This window comes from Agarivorans litoreus, assembly GCF_019649015.1.
Classification (GTDB): domain Bacteria; phylum Pseudomonadota; class Gammaproteobacteria; order Enterobacterales; family Celerinatantimonadaceae; genus Agarivorans; species Agarivorans litoreus.
In genome coordinates this window covers 46,230-60,400 of sequence record NZ_BLPI01000001.1, presented here as the reverse complement: position 1 = coordinate 60,400, position 14,171 = coordinate 46,230, and the positions used below count along the sequence as shown (strand labels likewise).

Annotated in this window: 13 protein-coding genes and 1 pseudogene; 8 read left to right on the top strand and 6 right to left on the bottom strand. The window is 41.6% G+C overall.

Annotation, left to right across the window (positions count from 1 at the left end):
• The first annotated feature begins 47 nt into the window (after nt 1-47).
• Entirely contained in the window at nt 48-536 is a 489-nt protein-coding gene (locus K5L93_RS00315; RefSeq protein WP_220717971.1) for a DUF4442 domain-containing protein, read from the top strand.
• A 5-nt stretch (nt 537-541) separates the two neighbouring features.
• Here the strand turns inward: K5L93_RS00315 and K5L93_RS00310 are convergent, their stop codons facing one another.
• The 5 genes from K5L93_RS00310 to K5L93_RS00290 form a co-directional block, all read right to left on the bottom strand.
• The gene (locus K5L93_RS00310; RefSeq protein ID WP_220717970.1) at nt 542-1,132 is read right to left on the bottom strand and encodes a lytic transglycosylase domain-containing protein; all 591 of its coding nucleotides are present in this window, start codon (nt 1,130-1,132) and stop codon (nt 542-544) included.
• Between the two features lie 88 nt (nt 1,133-1,220).
• Nucleotides 1,221-1,748: a flavodoxin FldA gene (gene fldA / locus K5L93_RS00305; protein WP_220717969.1), complete on the bottom strand. Its 528-nt coding sequence runs from the start codon at nt 1,746-1,748 to the stop codon at nt 1,221-1,223.
• Nucleotides 1,749-1,769: 21 nt separating this feature from the next.
• A complete protein-coding gene (gene ybfE / locus K5L93_RS00300; RefSeq protein WP_220717968.1) occupies nt 1,770-2,057 on the bottom strand; it encodes a LexA regulated protein in 288 nt (95 codons plus the stop codon).
• 18 nt (nt 2,058-2,075) lie between these two features.
• Complete coding sequence (locus K5L93_RS00295; protein ID WP_220717967.1) at nt 2,076-2,297, bottom strand: DUF2788 domain-containing protein; 222 nt, start codon at nt 2,295-2,297, stop codon at nt 2,076-2,078.
• 56 nt (nt 2,298-2,353) lie between these two features.
• Entirely contained in the window at nt 2,354-3,124 is a 771-nt protein-coding gene (locus K5L93_RS00290) for an alpha/beta fold hydrolase (protein WP_246614952.1), read from the bottom strand.
• A gap of 190 nt (nt 3,125-3,314) precedes the next feature.
• On the opposite strand from K5L93_RS00290, the gene seqA reads away from it, so the two are divergent.
• The 7 genes and pseudogenes from seqA to K5L93_RS20020 all read left to right on the top strand — a co-directional run.
• Nucleotides 3,315-3,884, top strand: coding sequence for a replication initiation negative regulator SeqA (gene seqA / locus K5L93_RS00285; protein ID WP_220717966.1), 570 nt, complete (start codon nt 3,315-3,317; stop codon nt 3,882-3,884).
• Nucleotides 3,885-3,921: 37 nt separating this feature from the next.
• A complete protein-coding gene (gene pgm / locus K5L93_RS00280; protein ID WP_220717965.1) occupies nt 3,922-5,571 on the top strand; it encodes a phosphoglucomutase (alpha-D-glucose-1,6-bisphosphate-dependent) in 1,650 nt (549 codons plus the stop codon).
• A gap of 497 nt (nt 5,572-6,068) precedes the next feature.
• On the top strand, nt 6,069-8,543 hold the full coding sequence (locus tag K5L93_RS00275) for a glycogen/starch/alpha-glucan phosphorylase (protein WP_220717964.1): 2,475 nt from the start codon (nt 6,069-6,071) through the stop codon (nt 8,541-8,543).
• 103 nt (nt 8,544-8,646) lie between these two features.
• Nucleotides 8,647-9,699, top strand: a complete 1,053-nt coding sequence (astE, locus tag K5L93_RS00270) for a succinylglutamate desuccinylase (protein ID WP_220717963.1) — start codon at nt 8,647-8,649, stop codon at nt 9,697-9,699.
• A gap of 200 nt (nt 9,700-9,899) precedes the next feature.
• On the top strand, nt 9,900-12,950 hold the full coding sequence (gene ydiJ / locus K5L93_RS00265; protein WP_220717962.1) for a D-2-hydroxyglutarate dehydrogenase YdiJ: 3,051 nt from the start codon (nt 9,900-9,902) through the stop codon (nt 12,948-12,950).
• 17 nt (nt 12,951-12,967) lie between these two features.
• Nucleotides 12,968-13,369 carry a hotdog fold thioesterase gene (locus K5L93_RS00260; RefSeq protein ID WP_220717961.1) on the top strand — a complete coding sequence of 134 codons (402 nt, stop codon included), beginning with the start codon at nt 12,968-12,970 and terminating at the stop codon, nt 13,367-13,369.
• A 33-nt stretch (nt 13,370-13,402) separates the two neighbouring features.
• Nucleotides 13,403-13,688: pseudogene (locus K5L93_RS20020) on the top strand (efflux RND transporter permease subunit); the annotation flags it as partial.
• A gap of 53 nt (nt 13,689-13,741) precedes the next feature.
• Here the strand turns inward: K5L93_RS20020 and K5L93_RS00255 are convergent.
• The gene (locus K5L93_RS00255) at nt 13,742-14,161 is read right to left on the bottom strand and encodes a helix-turn-helix domain-containing protein (protein ID WP_246614951.1); all 420 of its coding nucleotides are present in this window, start codon (nt 14,159-14,161) and stop codon (nt 13,742-13,744) included.
• Between the last annotated feature and the right edge of the window lie 10 nt (nt 14,162-14,171).

Here is a 14,171-nt window from a genome sequence, read left to right as displayed (position 1 = left end):
TTAAATATTTATTAACCTACCTCTAACATGTCTGACCAGTTTAGCCTATGGATATATTATTAAAAAAAGCTGGAGTTGCGAAAGTTATCTTAAACCTGTGGCCCCCATTTTGGGGCTCAGGGATAAGAATTACTCGACTAAGCGAAGATTTTCACGATTGTCAGGTTCGGTTGGCATTTAGGTGGTGGAATAAGAACGCTAACCGAAGTCAATTTGGCGGTTCTATGTTTGCAATGACGGATCCTATTTATCCTTTGATGCTAATGGCCATTTTAGGCAATCAATACCATATATGGGACAGTGAAGCATCGATTAAGTTTGTAACGCCCGGTCGCGGGAAGGTGTTTGCAAAGTTTCAGTTAGATAAAACATTCATTAGTTCCATTGTTAAAGCTGCTGCTTCAGGAGAAAAATTTGAGCCTGAAGTGTCAACAGAGGTATTTGACGAGAAGGGCAAAGTTGTCGCGGTTATAAAACGTAAGCTATATATTCGACTTAAGCGGCAGTTTCGCCCAGAGTTAAAGCAAGTCGCTTGAATGCATTACTGAATGAGGCTTAAGTTTTTTTTGTAGCGTTCTATAACTTTGGTTACGTAGTTTTGTGTTTCTTTATACGGTGGAACAGTAAAGCCATAACGCTTAACTGTGTTTTCACCCGAGTTGTAAGCCGCTAGTGCAAGTTGCAGTGATTCGAATTCGTCTAGTAACCATCGCAAGTAGCGGCTACCAGCCTCTATATTCTGCTCTGGTATGAAAGGATCTGTAACAGAAAATCGCTCTGCAGTCGCCGGCATTAGCTGCATTAAGCCCATAGCACCGGCACGGGAAACCGCATCGTGTCGATAGTTAGACTCTGTGGCAACAACTGCATGTATTAAAGCAGGGTCAAGTTTATGACGCTTAGCACTATCTACAATTAATTGGTGGTAAGGACGCTCACTAGGCGCTAGTTGTGGTAATAATTTGGCTTTTGGAGGATCAAGAGATTTTGGCGTTCGCATCAATAAACGCCATTTGGAGCCTTTTTTTTCTTGGGCAAAGTGCATGACGCCTTGTTGGTCTTCATAAAACCAAACATCAGCTCTAATTCCACTGGATATCCCAATGAGTATTAATAATAAGTATTTATACAATTTGCTCTCCCTCTGAACTAAGTTAAGCATAAACTTAGCCAACTATACGAGGGCTAGAACCAAAAACTGGGCTTTCGCCCAGTAAAATTTAGTCTGCTAATTCAGCCAAGCACATTTCTTCATATACTTGTTTACACCAGGCTTTAACACGCTCTTGAGTTAGCTCTGGTTGGCGATCTTCATCGATACCTAAGCCAACAAAATGTGCATCGTCAGCAAGCGCTTTTGACTCTTCAAAGTCATAGCCTTCAATTGGCCAGTGACCCACAACAGTAGCACCTTTGTTTACTACAATGTCGTTGATAGTACCCATGGCGTCTAAAAAGTACTCAGCGTAATCTTCTTGATCACCACAACCAAATATCGCAACTAGTTTCTCTGAAAAATCGATTTGTTCTAGGTCTGGGAAAAAATCATCCCAATCACATTGCGCTTCACCGTAATACCAGGTGGGAATACCTAGCAGTATTAATGAAAATTCATCAATATCTTCTTTAGAAGACTTGGCTATGTCTTTTACTTCAACCAGCTTTTTACCTAGTTCTTTTTGAATCATTTGCGCAACAGCTTCGGTGTTACCGGTGTCGCTACCAAAAAATATTCCTACACTCGCCATAAATGTTACCTGTAATACAAACTATTGATTTGTTGAAAATTGACTGACTTGCTTGTTCAGCATTTTTTCGATTAACTCACTGCGGCTTATGCCTGACTCAGTAGCTAATTGATTTAACTTCTCAAAGAGAGGTTGCTCAACTTTCAACTCGATTCTTTTAAGCCCATTTGCACGATCGCGTTTTAGCTGGTTGCGCTTATTGGTTTTTAATTGATCTTTTCGCTCTAAAGGGTTGGTTCTTGGTCTTCCAACTCTTTTTTCACCGGCGAATAGATCAATAGTTGTTCGATCTGTATTTTGTTTTGCCATTAATTATAAAACAACCGTCTAAGCTAAGCCGCTGCCTTCCCAAGATAGCTGAATTAGCCCTTTTGCAATAAAGCCTGCACACCCCAAAAATAATACTAGCCATACAATCGCTCGGCCGAAAGGAGGTACATTGCCTTTTTTCAATACGTCTTGAATAGCCATGCCGATAAAGAAAAATAGAATAACGAAGCCTACATTTAGCGCTAGGCTTTCAATAAGATCTATATGCTTTGCGAACATCACTATCCTTGAGATAAAAATTCGACGCGCACTATATCATAAAGCACAGCGGGGTGTTAAATATGCTTGGCTAAAAACTGCTCAGTTAGACGGTTAAAAATTGCAGGTTTTTCAGCATGTAACCAATGCCCAGTTCCGGCGATCATCTTTAGTTCTGCTCGAGGGAATTGTTGAATAACAATTGGTTGGTGTTCACTCATGATGTAGTCGGATTTTTCACCTTTTATAAATAAACATGGGCCGTTATAACGAGCAAACTCTTTCCATCCAATAATGTTGCTATAGCATAGTTCTAATCGTTGTACATCAAACAGCCACTGCCAGCCTTGGTCTGTTTTGGCTAACGATTTTAGTAAAAACTGCCGCACGCCTAGTTCTTGCACGTGTTTTGTAAGTAGTTCGTCTGCCTCATTACGTGAGCTGATATCTTTAGGATCAAAGCTATTTAGGCCAGAGAAAACGGCTGTATGGTTGTGTTGATAAGCCACAGGAGCGATATCGCCAACAACTAAGGTGCTAACTAAATCAGGGTAAAGCTGCGCAGTAGCCATTGCTATTTTGCCACCCATGGAGTGGCCAACAATGGCGCAGTGGGAAATATCCAACTTGTCACATAAGGCTTTAATCGCTTTTGCTTGATGTTGGTAGTCCATCAAATCTGAGCGAGGAGACAAACCATGATTCAAGGTATCAACGCTTATTACTCGATAAGATAATTCCGTAAGGCGTTTTGCTAACATTCCTAAATTAGCCAGGCTGCCAAATAGCCCGTGAATGAGCAGGATAGGGTAGCCTTGCCCCTGTTCTTTATAATGTAGCTCCAACAAACTAGCTCCGAAATTGTCACAAAATTGTTAGTCTGCCTTTGCAGCTCTATTACTACAAGTATTTGAAAGCCATTTCTTTGTTCACTAATTAGTCTTTCGAAGGATCTAATTCGGATTGTTGGTGAGTTATTAGCGTTGCTATGTATAATAATTAGTTATGTTACGAGCTTTGCAATCCTAGAAAGAAACGATGAAAACAATAGAAATTGAAGAAGATTTGTATTTATACATTGCCAGCCAAACTAAACACATTGGTGAAAGCGCCTCAGACATTCTTAGACGACTACTTGAAGTTGATGACCAAAAAAGCATAACTGATAAGGTTGATACAGTCGGTGAAGACAATATAGATGAAAGAGTTGAAGAAGCGATTACTGTTGAACAGTCCCCTTTAACATCTGATACTGATGTCGCTTCCCCAATCGCTGACTTGATGGATTACTTCAACTTTGCAGAAATATCTGAGGCGGGCAGTTCTACAAAACGTTTCTTATCTTTGCTTTCTGGTCTGCATGCTATAGATGGAAAGCGATTCGCTAAAGCTTGTGTCTTAAAAGGAAGTAAACGCGAATACTTCTCACAAGATAAAGACCTATTATTGGCCTCTGGAAAAACCAGCAAGCCACAAGCAATTCCTAGCAGCCCTTATTGGGTTATTACTAATACTAACACAGCTCGTAAACGCCACATTCTTCAGCATGTTGCTAGTGAAATGGGCTTACATGAATTTCAAATTGAACGCTTATGTGAAGCGGTCTAACTATTTATCTTAAACTTAAGCATCGGAGAAGCTATTAATGGCTATTCACCCTTTAGCAGGTAAGCCAGCTCAGGCTGAGCATCTTGCAAACATTCCACGTTTAGTTGCCGACTATTATCTGTTAGAACCAGACGTATCAGTTAGAGAGCAACAAGTGGCATTTGGTACTTCTGGTCACCGTGGTAGTTCTAGCAAAAAAGCCTTTAACGAAAACCATATTTTGGCAGTAAGCCAAGCTATTGCAGAGTATCGTTTGGCTCAAGGAACTACGGGTCCTTTATATATAGGTAAAGATACCCACGCTTTATCAGAGCCAGCTTTTTGTTCGGCCATTGAGGTTTTTGCGGCAAACGGAGTAGAAGTGCGCTACCAAGAAGGCTTAGGTTACACTCCAACGCCTGTGATATCACATGCGATCTTGGCTTACAACCGTTTAGGTAAAGAACAAGCAGATGGTGTAGTGATTACTCCTTCACATAATCCGCCAGAAGATGGTGGCTTTAAATATAATCCGCCAAACGGTGGTCCAGCTGATGGTGACGTAACAAAAGTGGTTCAAGACCGCGCCAATGAAATTCTGGCTAATGGCTTAAAAGATGTAAAGCGTATTGCTTATGACAAAGCAATTGCTAAACCTTCTATTGTCGCAATTGACTACATTAAGCCTTATGTTGATGACTTAGCAAACGTGTTAGACATGGACGCAATTGCTAAAGCGAAAGTTAAAATTGGTGTTGACCCGCTAGGTGGCAGCGGCATTGCGTATTGGTCTGTGATTGCAGAAACCTATGGTTTAGACATCGAAGTAGTAAACGATCGTGTTGACCCAACCTTTTCTTTTATGACCTTAGATAAGGATGGCAAGATCCGCATGGATTGTTCATCTCCTTATGCGATGGCTAGCTTAATTGCACTTAAGGACAAATTTGATGTAGCTGTAGCCAACGATCCAGACTATGACCGTCATGGCATTGTTACAAAGAGCAGTGGACTATTAAATCCAAACCACTACTTGGCAGTGGCGATTAACTACTTGTATTCGCACCGTAGCCAATGGGGCGCAGATGCGGCAATTGGTAAAACATTAGTATCAAGCTCAATGGTTGATCGCATTGCAACTAGCTTAGATCGTGAGCTTAAAGAAGTACCTGTTGGTTTTAAATGGTTTGTAGACGGCTTATTCGATGGCAGCATAGCCTTTGGTGGAGAAGAAAGTGCTGGTGCTTCATTCCTACGTAAAGATGGTGGTGTATGGAGTACCGACAAAGACGGATTCATACTAGCTTTACTCGCTGCAGAAATTATTGCCGTTACTGGCAAAGATCCGGGAGAGCATTATCAAGGATTTGTTGAGCAGTTTGGCGAGCCTAGCTACAAACGAATCGATGCGCCCGCAAGCATTGAGCAAAAGGCAGTGTTAAGTGCGCTAGATCCAGCAATGGTAGAAGCAGAAACCCTAGCTGGTGAAACGATTACCGCCAAGTTAACTGCTGCACCAGGTAACGGTGCCGCAATTGGTGGACTAAAAGTTGTTACCGAGAATGGCTGGTTTGCTGCTCGTCCCTCTGGGACAGAAGCAATCTATAAAATCTATATGGAAAGCTTTAAAGGTGAGGCGCATTTGGCCCTAATTGAACAAGAAGCTCAAACAATTGTTTCTGCAGCTTTGGCAAAAGCTGGTCTATAATCTATAAGTGCCGATCGAAGGGTGTTGAATAAATACCCTTTTTTTGTGCATAAAATACGATTGAAAACGTATGCCAACTGCTTCAATTTGCAAGTTCTGTAATAGTTTTGTTACAAAAAGCCATTACAATGCTTTGTGCCTATATATTGAACGATTTTGGCTAAAAGCCCCGTATTAATTGATTGCGATCAAGATTGCTTCCGATTTACTTATGAAAGCATTTTCAAATGCTGGGCTTTTCGCGCGTTTTCTTTACACTTCATTTCGGTTCTTTGAGTGAAAAAGCATTTTTTCCAAAAAATGCATAAAAATTTAGTCTTGAGAGAGGCTTTTTTACCTAAATGTGATGTAGAACGTATATAATATCGTTCCGCATCGGTAACATGAGCTCGGATTTTTGAGCACATACAGTCTTTTGTAGCATTTGTTGTTCGGTTAACCATCGAATGCTACGTTGGAAGATGTCACCACAAAGGTTAGATACAAAGGAAATTCACATGGCCGCTAAAAAGGCAAAAGCAACAAACACAGTAGCGTTATCAAAAGATCAGTTTAAAGATGCTATCGTTAAACATCTTCGCAGTACTTGTGGTACTGACGAAGCTCGTGCAAATAATCAAGCTTGGTGGAAAGCCACTTGTGCAGCAGTAAACGAGTTGGTTTTCGAACGCTTAACTGAAACCTCTAAAGCGAATGCTGAGAAAGATTCTCGTGCGGTTCACTACCTATCACTTGAATTCTTGATGGGTCGTTTAACAGTGAACAACATGCACAACGTAGGCGTTTTTGGCGCTGCACGTGATGCATTGGCAGATCTTGGTAAAGACGTAAACGACATTTGTGACGAAGAGCCAGATATGGCACTTGGTAACGGTGGCCTAGGTCGTCTAGCTGCTTGTTTCATCGATTCTTTGGCTACTCTTAACTACCCTGCGGTAGGTTACGGTATCCACTACGAGCACGGTCTTTTCCGTCAGGAAATTCAAGGCGGTCGTCAAATCGAGCGTCCTGATAGCTGGCGCGAATACGGCAACCCTTGGGAAATCTGCCGTCCAGAGTCTGTACAAGAAGTTCCTCTATACGGTTACGTAGAAACTGTATTTGGCGAAGATGGTAAAATGCGCAAAGTTTGGCACGCTGGTCGTCAAATCAAAGGTGTGCCATGGGATATTCCTGTAGTTGGCTACGAAGCTAAGACTGTAAACGTTTTGCGTTTATGGGAATCTAAAGCTGCTGACTTTTTTGATTGGGACGTATTCAACGCTGGCGGTTACATCGACTCACAAGCTGAAAAGTCTCAAGCTGAAGCTGTATCTAAAGTATTGTACCCAAATGATGAATCAGAAGCAGGTAAAGAACTTCGTCTGATTCAACAATATTTCTTCTGTGCTTGTTCACTAAAAGACATCATTCGTCGTTACAAGCGTAACCACAGTGATTTCTCTCAATTCTCTAAGCAAGCTGTTATTCAGTTGAACGATACTCACCCAACAGTTGCTATTCCTGAGTTGATGCGCATTCTTATCGACGAAGAAGGCTTGGTATGGGATGACGCGTGGGCTATCTGTAAAGAAACTTTCGCATACACTAACCACACTCTATTGCCAGAAGCGCTAGAAAAATGGGCTGTGTACTTGTTCGAAAAAGTACTTCCACGTCACTTAGAAATCATTTATGAAATCAACCGTCGCTTCTTAGAAGACGAAGTTGAAGCTAAGTGGCCAGGCAACGACGAAATGAAACGTCACCTTTCTATTATTGAAGAAGGTGAAACTCGCATGGTTCGCATGGCGTACCTATGTGTTGTTACATGTTTCAAAACTAACGGTGTTGCAGCAATGCACTCAGAGTTGGTTAAAGAAGATCTGTTCCCAGAGTTCTACGAACTATGGCCTGAACGCTTCGTAAATGTAACAAACGGTGTGACTCCTCGTCGTTGGTTGCTTGCTTGTAATGAACAGCTAGCTAACATGTACAACGAAACCGTTGGTACTGATTGGCCGCTTAAACTAGACGAGTTAAAAGGTGCTGCTAAATTTGCAGATGACGCTAAGTTCCAGAAAAACTTCATGGCGATTAAACGCGAGAAGAAAGTAGAACTAGCTGACAAGATCGAAGAGCTATGTGGTATCAAGGTAAGCCCTGATGCAATGTTCAACGTTCTTATTAAGCGTCTACACGAGTACAAGCGTCAGCACTTAGCTCTTCTGCACATCCTTGCACTTTACCGTCGTTTACTTGAAAACCCAGATTACGATATGGGCCCACAAGTATTCATCTTCGGTTCTAAAGCTGCTCCGGGTTACAAGTTAGCTAAAGACATTATCTACGCAATCAATAAAGTTGCAGATAAAGTGAACAACGACCCACGCATAAAAGACAAGCTTAAAGTTGTGTTCATGCCTAACTACCGTGTAACGCTAGCTGAGAAACTATTCCCAGCGGGTGACGTATCTCTGCAAATCTCAACAGCAGGTTACGAAGCATCAGGTACTGGTAACATGAAGTTCGCGCTAAACGGTGCCCTAACTCTAGGTACTATGGACGGTGCAAACGTAGAAATCCGTGAAGAAGTTGGTGACGAAAATATCTTCATCTTCGGTATGGATTGTGATGAAGTTAAAGCCCTTAAGGCTGCTGGTTACAACCCATGGGATTACTACTACGGTAACCCTGAGTTGAAAGCTGTTCTAGATTGGTTAGAAACAGACTTCTTCACTCCTGGCGCACCAGGTGAACTAGCCTCAATCAAGCATAGCTTGCTAGAAGGTGGTGACCCGTACCTAGTATTGGCAGACTTCGAGTCTTTCACCACTCAGTACACAGCAGTAGACCTAGCTTACCGTGACCAGAAGAAGTGGGCTAAGATGGCTATCATCAACTCTGCTTCAGTAGGTAAGTTTAACTCAGACCGTTCTATTGAAGATTACGTAGACCGTATCTGGAAACTTGAAAAAGTTATGCCAAACTAAGAACCTTAGTTCTTAGCTAAAAAAGGGAGACAATGTCTCCCTTTTTTTATACGTGAAAAACTAGCATACTAATGGCCACTTCTTTTAAATCTAAGGACAAGATGTGGCGAAAACAGCTTTACTCCAACAGGGTCTGCTAGCGTTCACCTTAAACTCTCCGCAAAACGCTGATACCTTTGGGTTTGAGTTAGCCAATAATATCAAGGTGATGTTATTAGCCCCTGGTGTACTGCAATTCGAACCTAAAGAGACTACATCTAGTCGAGCAGTTGTGTTGTCTGCTGGAATACATGGCAACGAGACTGCGCCAATAGAATGCTTAGACCAATTGGTTTCTGATATTTTTGCCTTAAAAATAGAACTAGACCAACCCTTGTTGGTTATTCTTGGTAACCCTCCAGCGATGATTGAGGCTAAAAGAGAGTTGAGTGTAAACTTAAATCGTTTGTTTATAGGTAAGCATAAAAATTACGAGCGCTGCTATGAAGTAGAGCGCGCTAATCAATTAGAAATTCTTTTAGACAATTTCTACAAAAGCTATCAGCACTTACCTGTTTATCATCTAGATTTACATACCGCGATCAGAAGTTCTAAACACGAAAAGTTTGCCGTTTATCCCTTTACCCATGGTAAGCCTTGGAAAAAATCGAGTTTAGCGCTGTTGCAATCTTGTGGAATAGATTGTGTGCTTTTTTCTAACGAGCCGGCATCAACGTTTAGCTATCATTCAAGTGCTAAATACAATGCTGTAGCGTTTACCGTTGAACTAGGCAAAGTTCATGCTTTTGGTCAGAATGATTTAAGTAAGCTAGACCAACTAGTTTCTGCGCTGAAGCAACTGCTTAGTGCTATTCAGTTAAATTCATTAGAATTCGACGCTAACAAAGCTATCTTGTTTGAAGTGAGTGATGTGGTTAACAAGCATCAAGATGATTTTTGCTTTAGCTTCAATCAAAGCCAAGCTAACTTTACTGACTACCAAACAGGTTATGAGCTTGCCAAAGAGGGAAGCGAACGAGTAGTTATTAGTAACGGTCCTAAAGCCATTGTATTTCCTAATGACAAGGTAGCGGTTGGTCAACGAGCTGTATTGTTAGTAAAAAGAATGACTCAATTGGATATTGAGCAAGCAGAAAAAAATCATCGATTGGTATAAACAGGTAAAGCTAGTGACTCTATATTTGTAGTTTATCACTAGCTTATTATCTTACGCATCGTTCAATCCCGTTGCTTTCTAGCTAGCTAGTAAACAAAAAGTAGTACAACACATTGTTACAATCAAAGACGTATTGAAGCACTAGATCACGTGATATAATCCTTCCAATTTTTAACACCTTAGAGTGGGACAACGGATTTATGATCCCTAAGTTAAGCCCTCAGCATTCTCTTGAGGCTCTGTATTTAGATTATCTAGCGAAGCTTGAACAATCGGCTTTTTCTGGTGAAATTCAAACTTCTTACGCCAGTCGTTTAGCGGTCGCTACCGATAATTCTGTTTATCAATATTTGCCACAAGCAGTCATTTTCCCAAAAACAAGCAACGACATAAAGCAGATCTGCCGTTTAGCGTCTGCTTCAACTTTCCAAGCAATTAAACTTAGCCCTCGTGGCGGTGGTACTGGAACCAATGGCCAGTCTTTAACCGAAGGTATCGTAGTCGACTTATCTAAGTTTATGAACAAGGTCATCGAACTAAATGTTGAAGAGCGTTGGGTTAGGGTGGAAACGGGTATTGTAAAAGACCAACTAAACAGCGTGTTAAAAGAGCACGGTTTGTTTTTCTCCCCCGATTTATCCACCAGTAATCGCGCTACATTAGGTGGTATGATCAATACCGATGCCTCTGGTCAAGGTTCGATGGTATACGGTAAAACCAGCGATCATGTAATTGGCTTAAAAGCCGTTTTGGCCAGTGGTGAAGAAATTGATACTGACCCAGTCAGAGTTGATCACTTAGATCAGCAGCGAGAGTCGTTAACTGATATTTATGCTGCGGTTAAGCACGCCTGTGTTGATATGCGCTCGCTTGTCGAAGAGAAGTTCCCGAAACTTAATCGCTTTTTAACCGGCTATGATCTAAAAAATGCCTATTCACCTGAAGAAGATAGTGTGGATCTGACCCGTATTTTGTGTGGGTCGGAAGGTTCGTTGGCGTTTATCACTGAGGCTAAACTGGACTTAACACCCATCCCCAAGTTTAGAACCTTAGTCACTGTTAAATACGACTCGTTTCAGTCGGCATTACGCCATGCTCCTAGCCTTGTTGCGGCACAAGCCTTATCAGTTGAAACTATTGATTCAAAAGTACTTAACCTCGCGCAACAAGATGTTGTTTGGGACAGCGTTAGAGAGTTAATTAGTGATGTGCCCGAGCAAGAAATGCAGGGCATTAACATTGTTGAATTTGCCGAAAATGATGAAGCCATTCAACAACAAAAAATAACTAATCTTGTTGAGACTCTATCGGAAACGGGAGTTACCGAACTAGGTGTTATTGGTTTCCAACGTTGTGATGACTTAACCAGCATTAATGCCATCTACAACATGCGCAAGAAAGCGGTCGGTTTATTAGGCAACACAGCAGGTAGCGCTAAGCCGGTAGCCTTTGCCGAAGATACCTGTGTACCACCAGAGAATTTAGCCGACTTTATCGTAGAGTTTAGAGAGTTACTTGATGGTAAAGGTTTGCATTACGGTATGTTTGGCCACGTAGACTCAGGCGTATTACATGTTCGTCCAGCCATAGACTTATGCGACCCTGAACAAGAAATCCTTATGCGCGAGATCTCGGATCAAGTAGTAGCACTTACCGCCAAGTACAAAGGATTAATGTGGGGCGAGCACGGAAAGGGCTTCCGCTCTGAATATGGTCCTGAGTTTTTTGGTCAAGAACTGTTCTCTGAGCTTCGGAAAATTAAAGCTGCTTTCGATCCTTACAACCAAATAAACCCCGGCAAGATTTGCACGCCTTTGCATAGCGAAGAGCAACTAGTCTCAGTTGATGGAACAAAACGCGGCGCTTATGACCGTGAAATAGCCATTGAGGTACGTGACAGCTTTAAAAATGCCATGGAATGTAATGGCAACGGACTTTGTTTTAATTATGATACCAGTAGTCCAATGTGTCCTTCATTCAAAGCTACCGGCGACCGCAGATATTCACCAAAAGGCCGAGCTGGTTTAATGCGTGAATGGCTTCGTCAGTTAGCAGCGTTAAAAGTTGATCCGTTAGTTCAAGAGCAAAAGCTAAACTCTAGGTTCATATCTCCAGACAGTATTTTGCTCAAGATTAGAAATAGCATAGCTAAATCTAAAGGCGAGTATGATTATAGCCACGAAGTATATGATGCCATGCAAACTTGTTTAGCATGCAAAGCTTGTACAACAGGGTGTCCAATTAAAGTGGATGTACCCACTTTTCGTTCTCGCTTTCTAAATGTTTACCATGGGCGTTACCTAAGACCGCTAAAAGATTATTTTGTCGCTTACGTAGAGAGTTACGCGCCTCTAATGGCCAAAGCGCCGCGTTTGTTTAATGCTGCTATGTCTCCGAAGTGGGCAAGCATAGCGGTAGAAAAAACCATCGGCATGGTCGATATTCCAAGTTTAAGTTTTCCTACATTGGCGCAAAGGTTGCCAGAAAGCTTAACCACTAAGTATGACTACAAAGCTTTACAAAGTTTAAGCGAAGAACAAAAACAAAAAACGGTATTGGTAGTCCAAGACCCTTTTACCAGTTTTTACGAAGCAGAGTTGGTTGAAGACTTTGTTAAGTTAGCGAAAAAGTTAGGATTAAATCCGGTGCTGTTACCGTTTAAACCAAATGGTAAGCCACAGCATATTAAAGGCTTTTTGAGTAAGTTTAATAAGTCTGCGCAAACAAGTGCGGCGTTTTTAAACCAAGTTAGTGAACTAGGTATAAAAATGGTTGGTGTGGAACCAGCATTAGTACTTTGTTACCGCGATGAGTATCAACATGCGCTTGGCGATTCAAGAGGTGATTTCGATGTGTTGGTGGTGCAAGAGTGGCTCGATTCATTAGATGAAAGCCTATTAGAGAACCAACAAGTGACCGATAAGGATACCTGGTATCTATTTGGTCACTGTACCGAAAAAGCATTAAAAGCAGATGCATTTAAGCAATGGCAGCAAGTGTTCAATCGCTTTGGCGGTAAGTTAGAAGATGTCGCTGTAGGTTGTTGTGGCATGGCCGGTACTTACGGACATGATGCTAAGCAGTTAGCCACTTCTAAAGCTATTTATGAGTTGAGCTGGAAGCAAAAAATGGCAAGCTTACCAACAGAGCGTTGTATGGTTACAGGCTATTCATGCCGAAGCCAAGTAAAACGCTTAGAGGGTGAAAAACCAAAGCATCCGTTACAAGTGTTGTTGAGTTTACTGCCTTGAGTATTTGGAATATGCCAATGAGCTTGGCTGGATTGAATAAGATGGGCGAGGGCAATATGCTCGCCTATCTTGATATCGAGTTTACTGAAATTGGTGAAGAGTATCTTGTTGCTAAGATGCCTGTTACAGCCAAAGTAAAGCAGCCAATGGGATTATTACACGGCGGCGCAAACGTGGTGCTAGCAGAGAGCCTTGCTAGCTGTGCCTCATACTGTGTAGCTGGAAAAGACACCATGGTGGTTGGCGTTGAAATTAATGCCAATCACTTAAAAGCTGTTAGGCATGGTGAAGTGCTTGCTACTGCATCGCCAATAAAGTTAGGCAAAACTTTGCATGTATGGCAAATAGATATCCACCAAAAATCTGATTTGGTATGTAGCTCTCGACTTACCGTAATGGTTAAATCTAAATCAATTTAAGTGAAATTCCCGCCTGAAAATTGGTCTCATCACGACCAAATCAGTACCGACATAGCTTCCGGTAAAGAGGTTTACCAAGCTGTATTTGAATCTACAGTAAGCAGGGTTAGGCCGGTTTGTATGGCTGCATTAACAACCATTTTAGGAGTAGCACCATAGATCTCGGATATATTCTTCGAGTCAATGGCTGCGGTAATAATGTTTGTTACTACAAATAATGTTTGGCTTAGGAGTAGTAACTGTTCTTACTTTGCTAATCGTACCGGTATTGTATGTTATCTCCTTTAACGTGAAGTATCGAGACTACAAAGAGTTTTAAACCTTCTAAATGTAAATACCAAAAAGAAGAGTTGCCTTGGCAACTCTTCTTTTTTAACCACATAAGCCCATCACATACCTTACAAAGGGTTTTGCTTCCTCTAGATCAAAGTAGCCATCCTTTTTACGTGTTGTTCTTAAGTATTGATATGTAGCCACGATCACCTTCATTACCTTTTCATTTTCTACGCTTAAATCGTGTTGCTCAGCTGCCGCTAGAGTGAGCTCAACAGCTTTTTCAAGCGCTTGCATGTCAACCACCTCTGCTTTTCGGTATTGATAGCCTTCGCCGGTAGCTAACCATTCAAGTGAACAATTGGCTTTTTGTGCGATTTGATTAGCTTTAGACAGACTTGGCTCTGAGCCTTTTAAATATTTCCTGATTAGGCTCTCGTTTAGTTCTACTTTTCGGGCAAAGCCGCTAACGCTTTGTTCACCCATTAGTTCTTTTAGGCGATCAGAAAACTCGTTCAATCGAATACCC

Coding starts and splice junctions, on each gene's coding strand:
- K5L93_RS00260 (WP_220717961.1), top strand. CDS start 12,968: ATGAGCTTGGCTGGATTGAATAAGATGGGCGAGGGCAATATGCTCGCC.
- K5L93_RS00315 (WP_220717971.1), top strand. CDS start 48: ATGGATATATTATTAAAAAAAGCTGGAGTTGCGAAAGTTATCTTAAAC.
- seqA (WP_220717966.1), top strand. CDS start 3,315: ATGAAAACAATAGAAATTGAAGAAGATTTGTATTTATACATTGCCAGC.
- ydiJ (WP_220717962.1), top strand. CDS start 9,900: ATGATCCCTAAGTTAAGCCCTCAGCATTCTCTTGAGGCTCTGTATTTA.
- K5L93_RS00295 (WP_220717967.1), bottom strand. CDS start 2,297: ATGTTCGCAAAGCATATAGATCTTATTGAAAGCCTAGCGCTAAATGTA.
- ybfE (WP_220717968.1), bottom strand. CDS start 2,057: ATGGCAAAACAAAATACAGATCGAACAACTATTGATCTATTCGCCGGT.
- K5L93_RS00275 (WP_220717964.1), top strand. CDS start 6,069: ATGGCCGCTAAAAAGGCAAAAGCAACAAACACAGTAGCGTTATCAAAA.
- fldA (WP_220717969.1), bottom strand. CDS start 1,748: ATGGCGAGTGTAGGAATATTTTTTGGTAGCGACACCGGTAACACCGAA.
- pgm (WP_220717965.1), top strand. CDS start 3,922: ATGGCTATTCACCCTTTAGCAGGTAAGCCAGCTCAGGCTGAGCATCTT.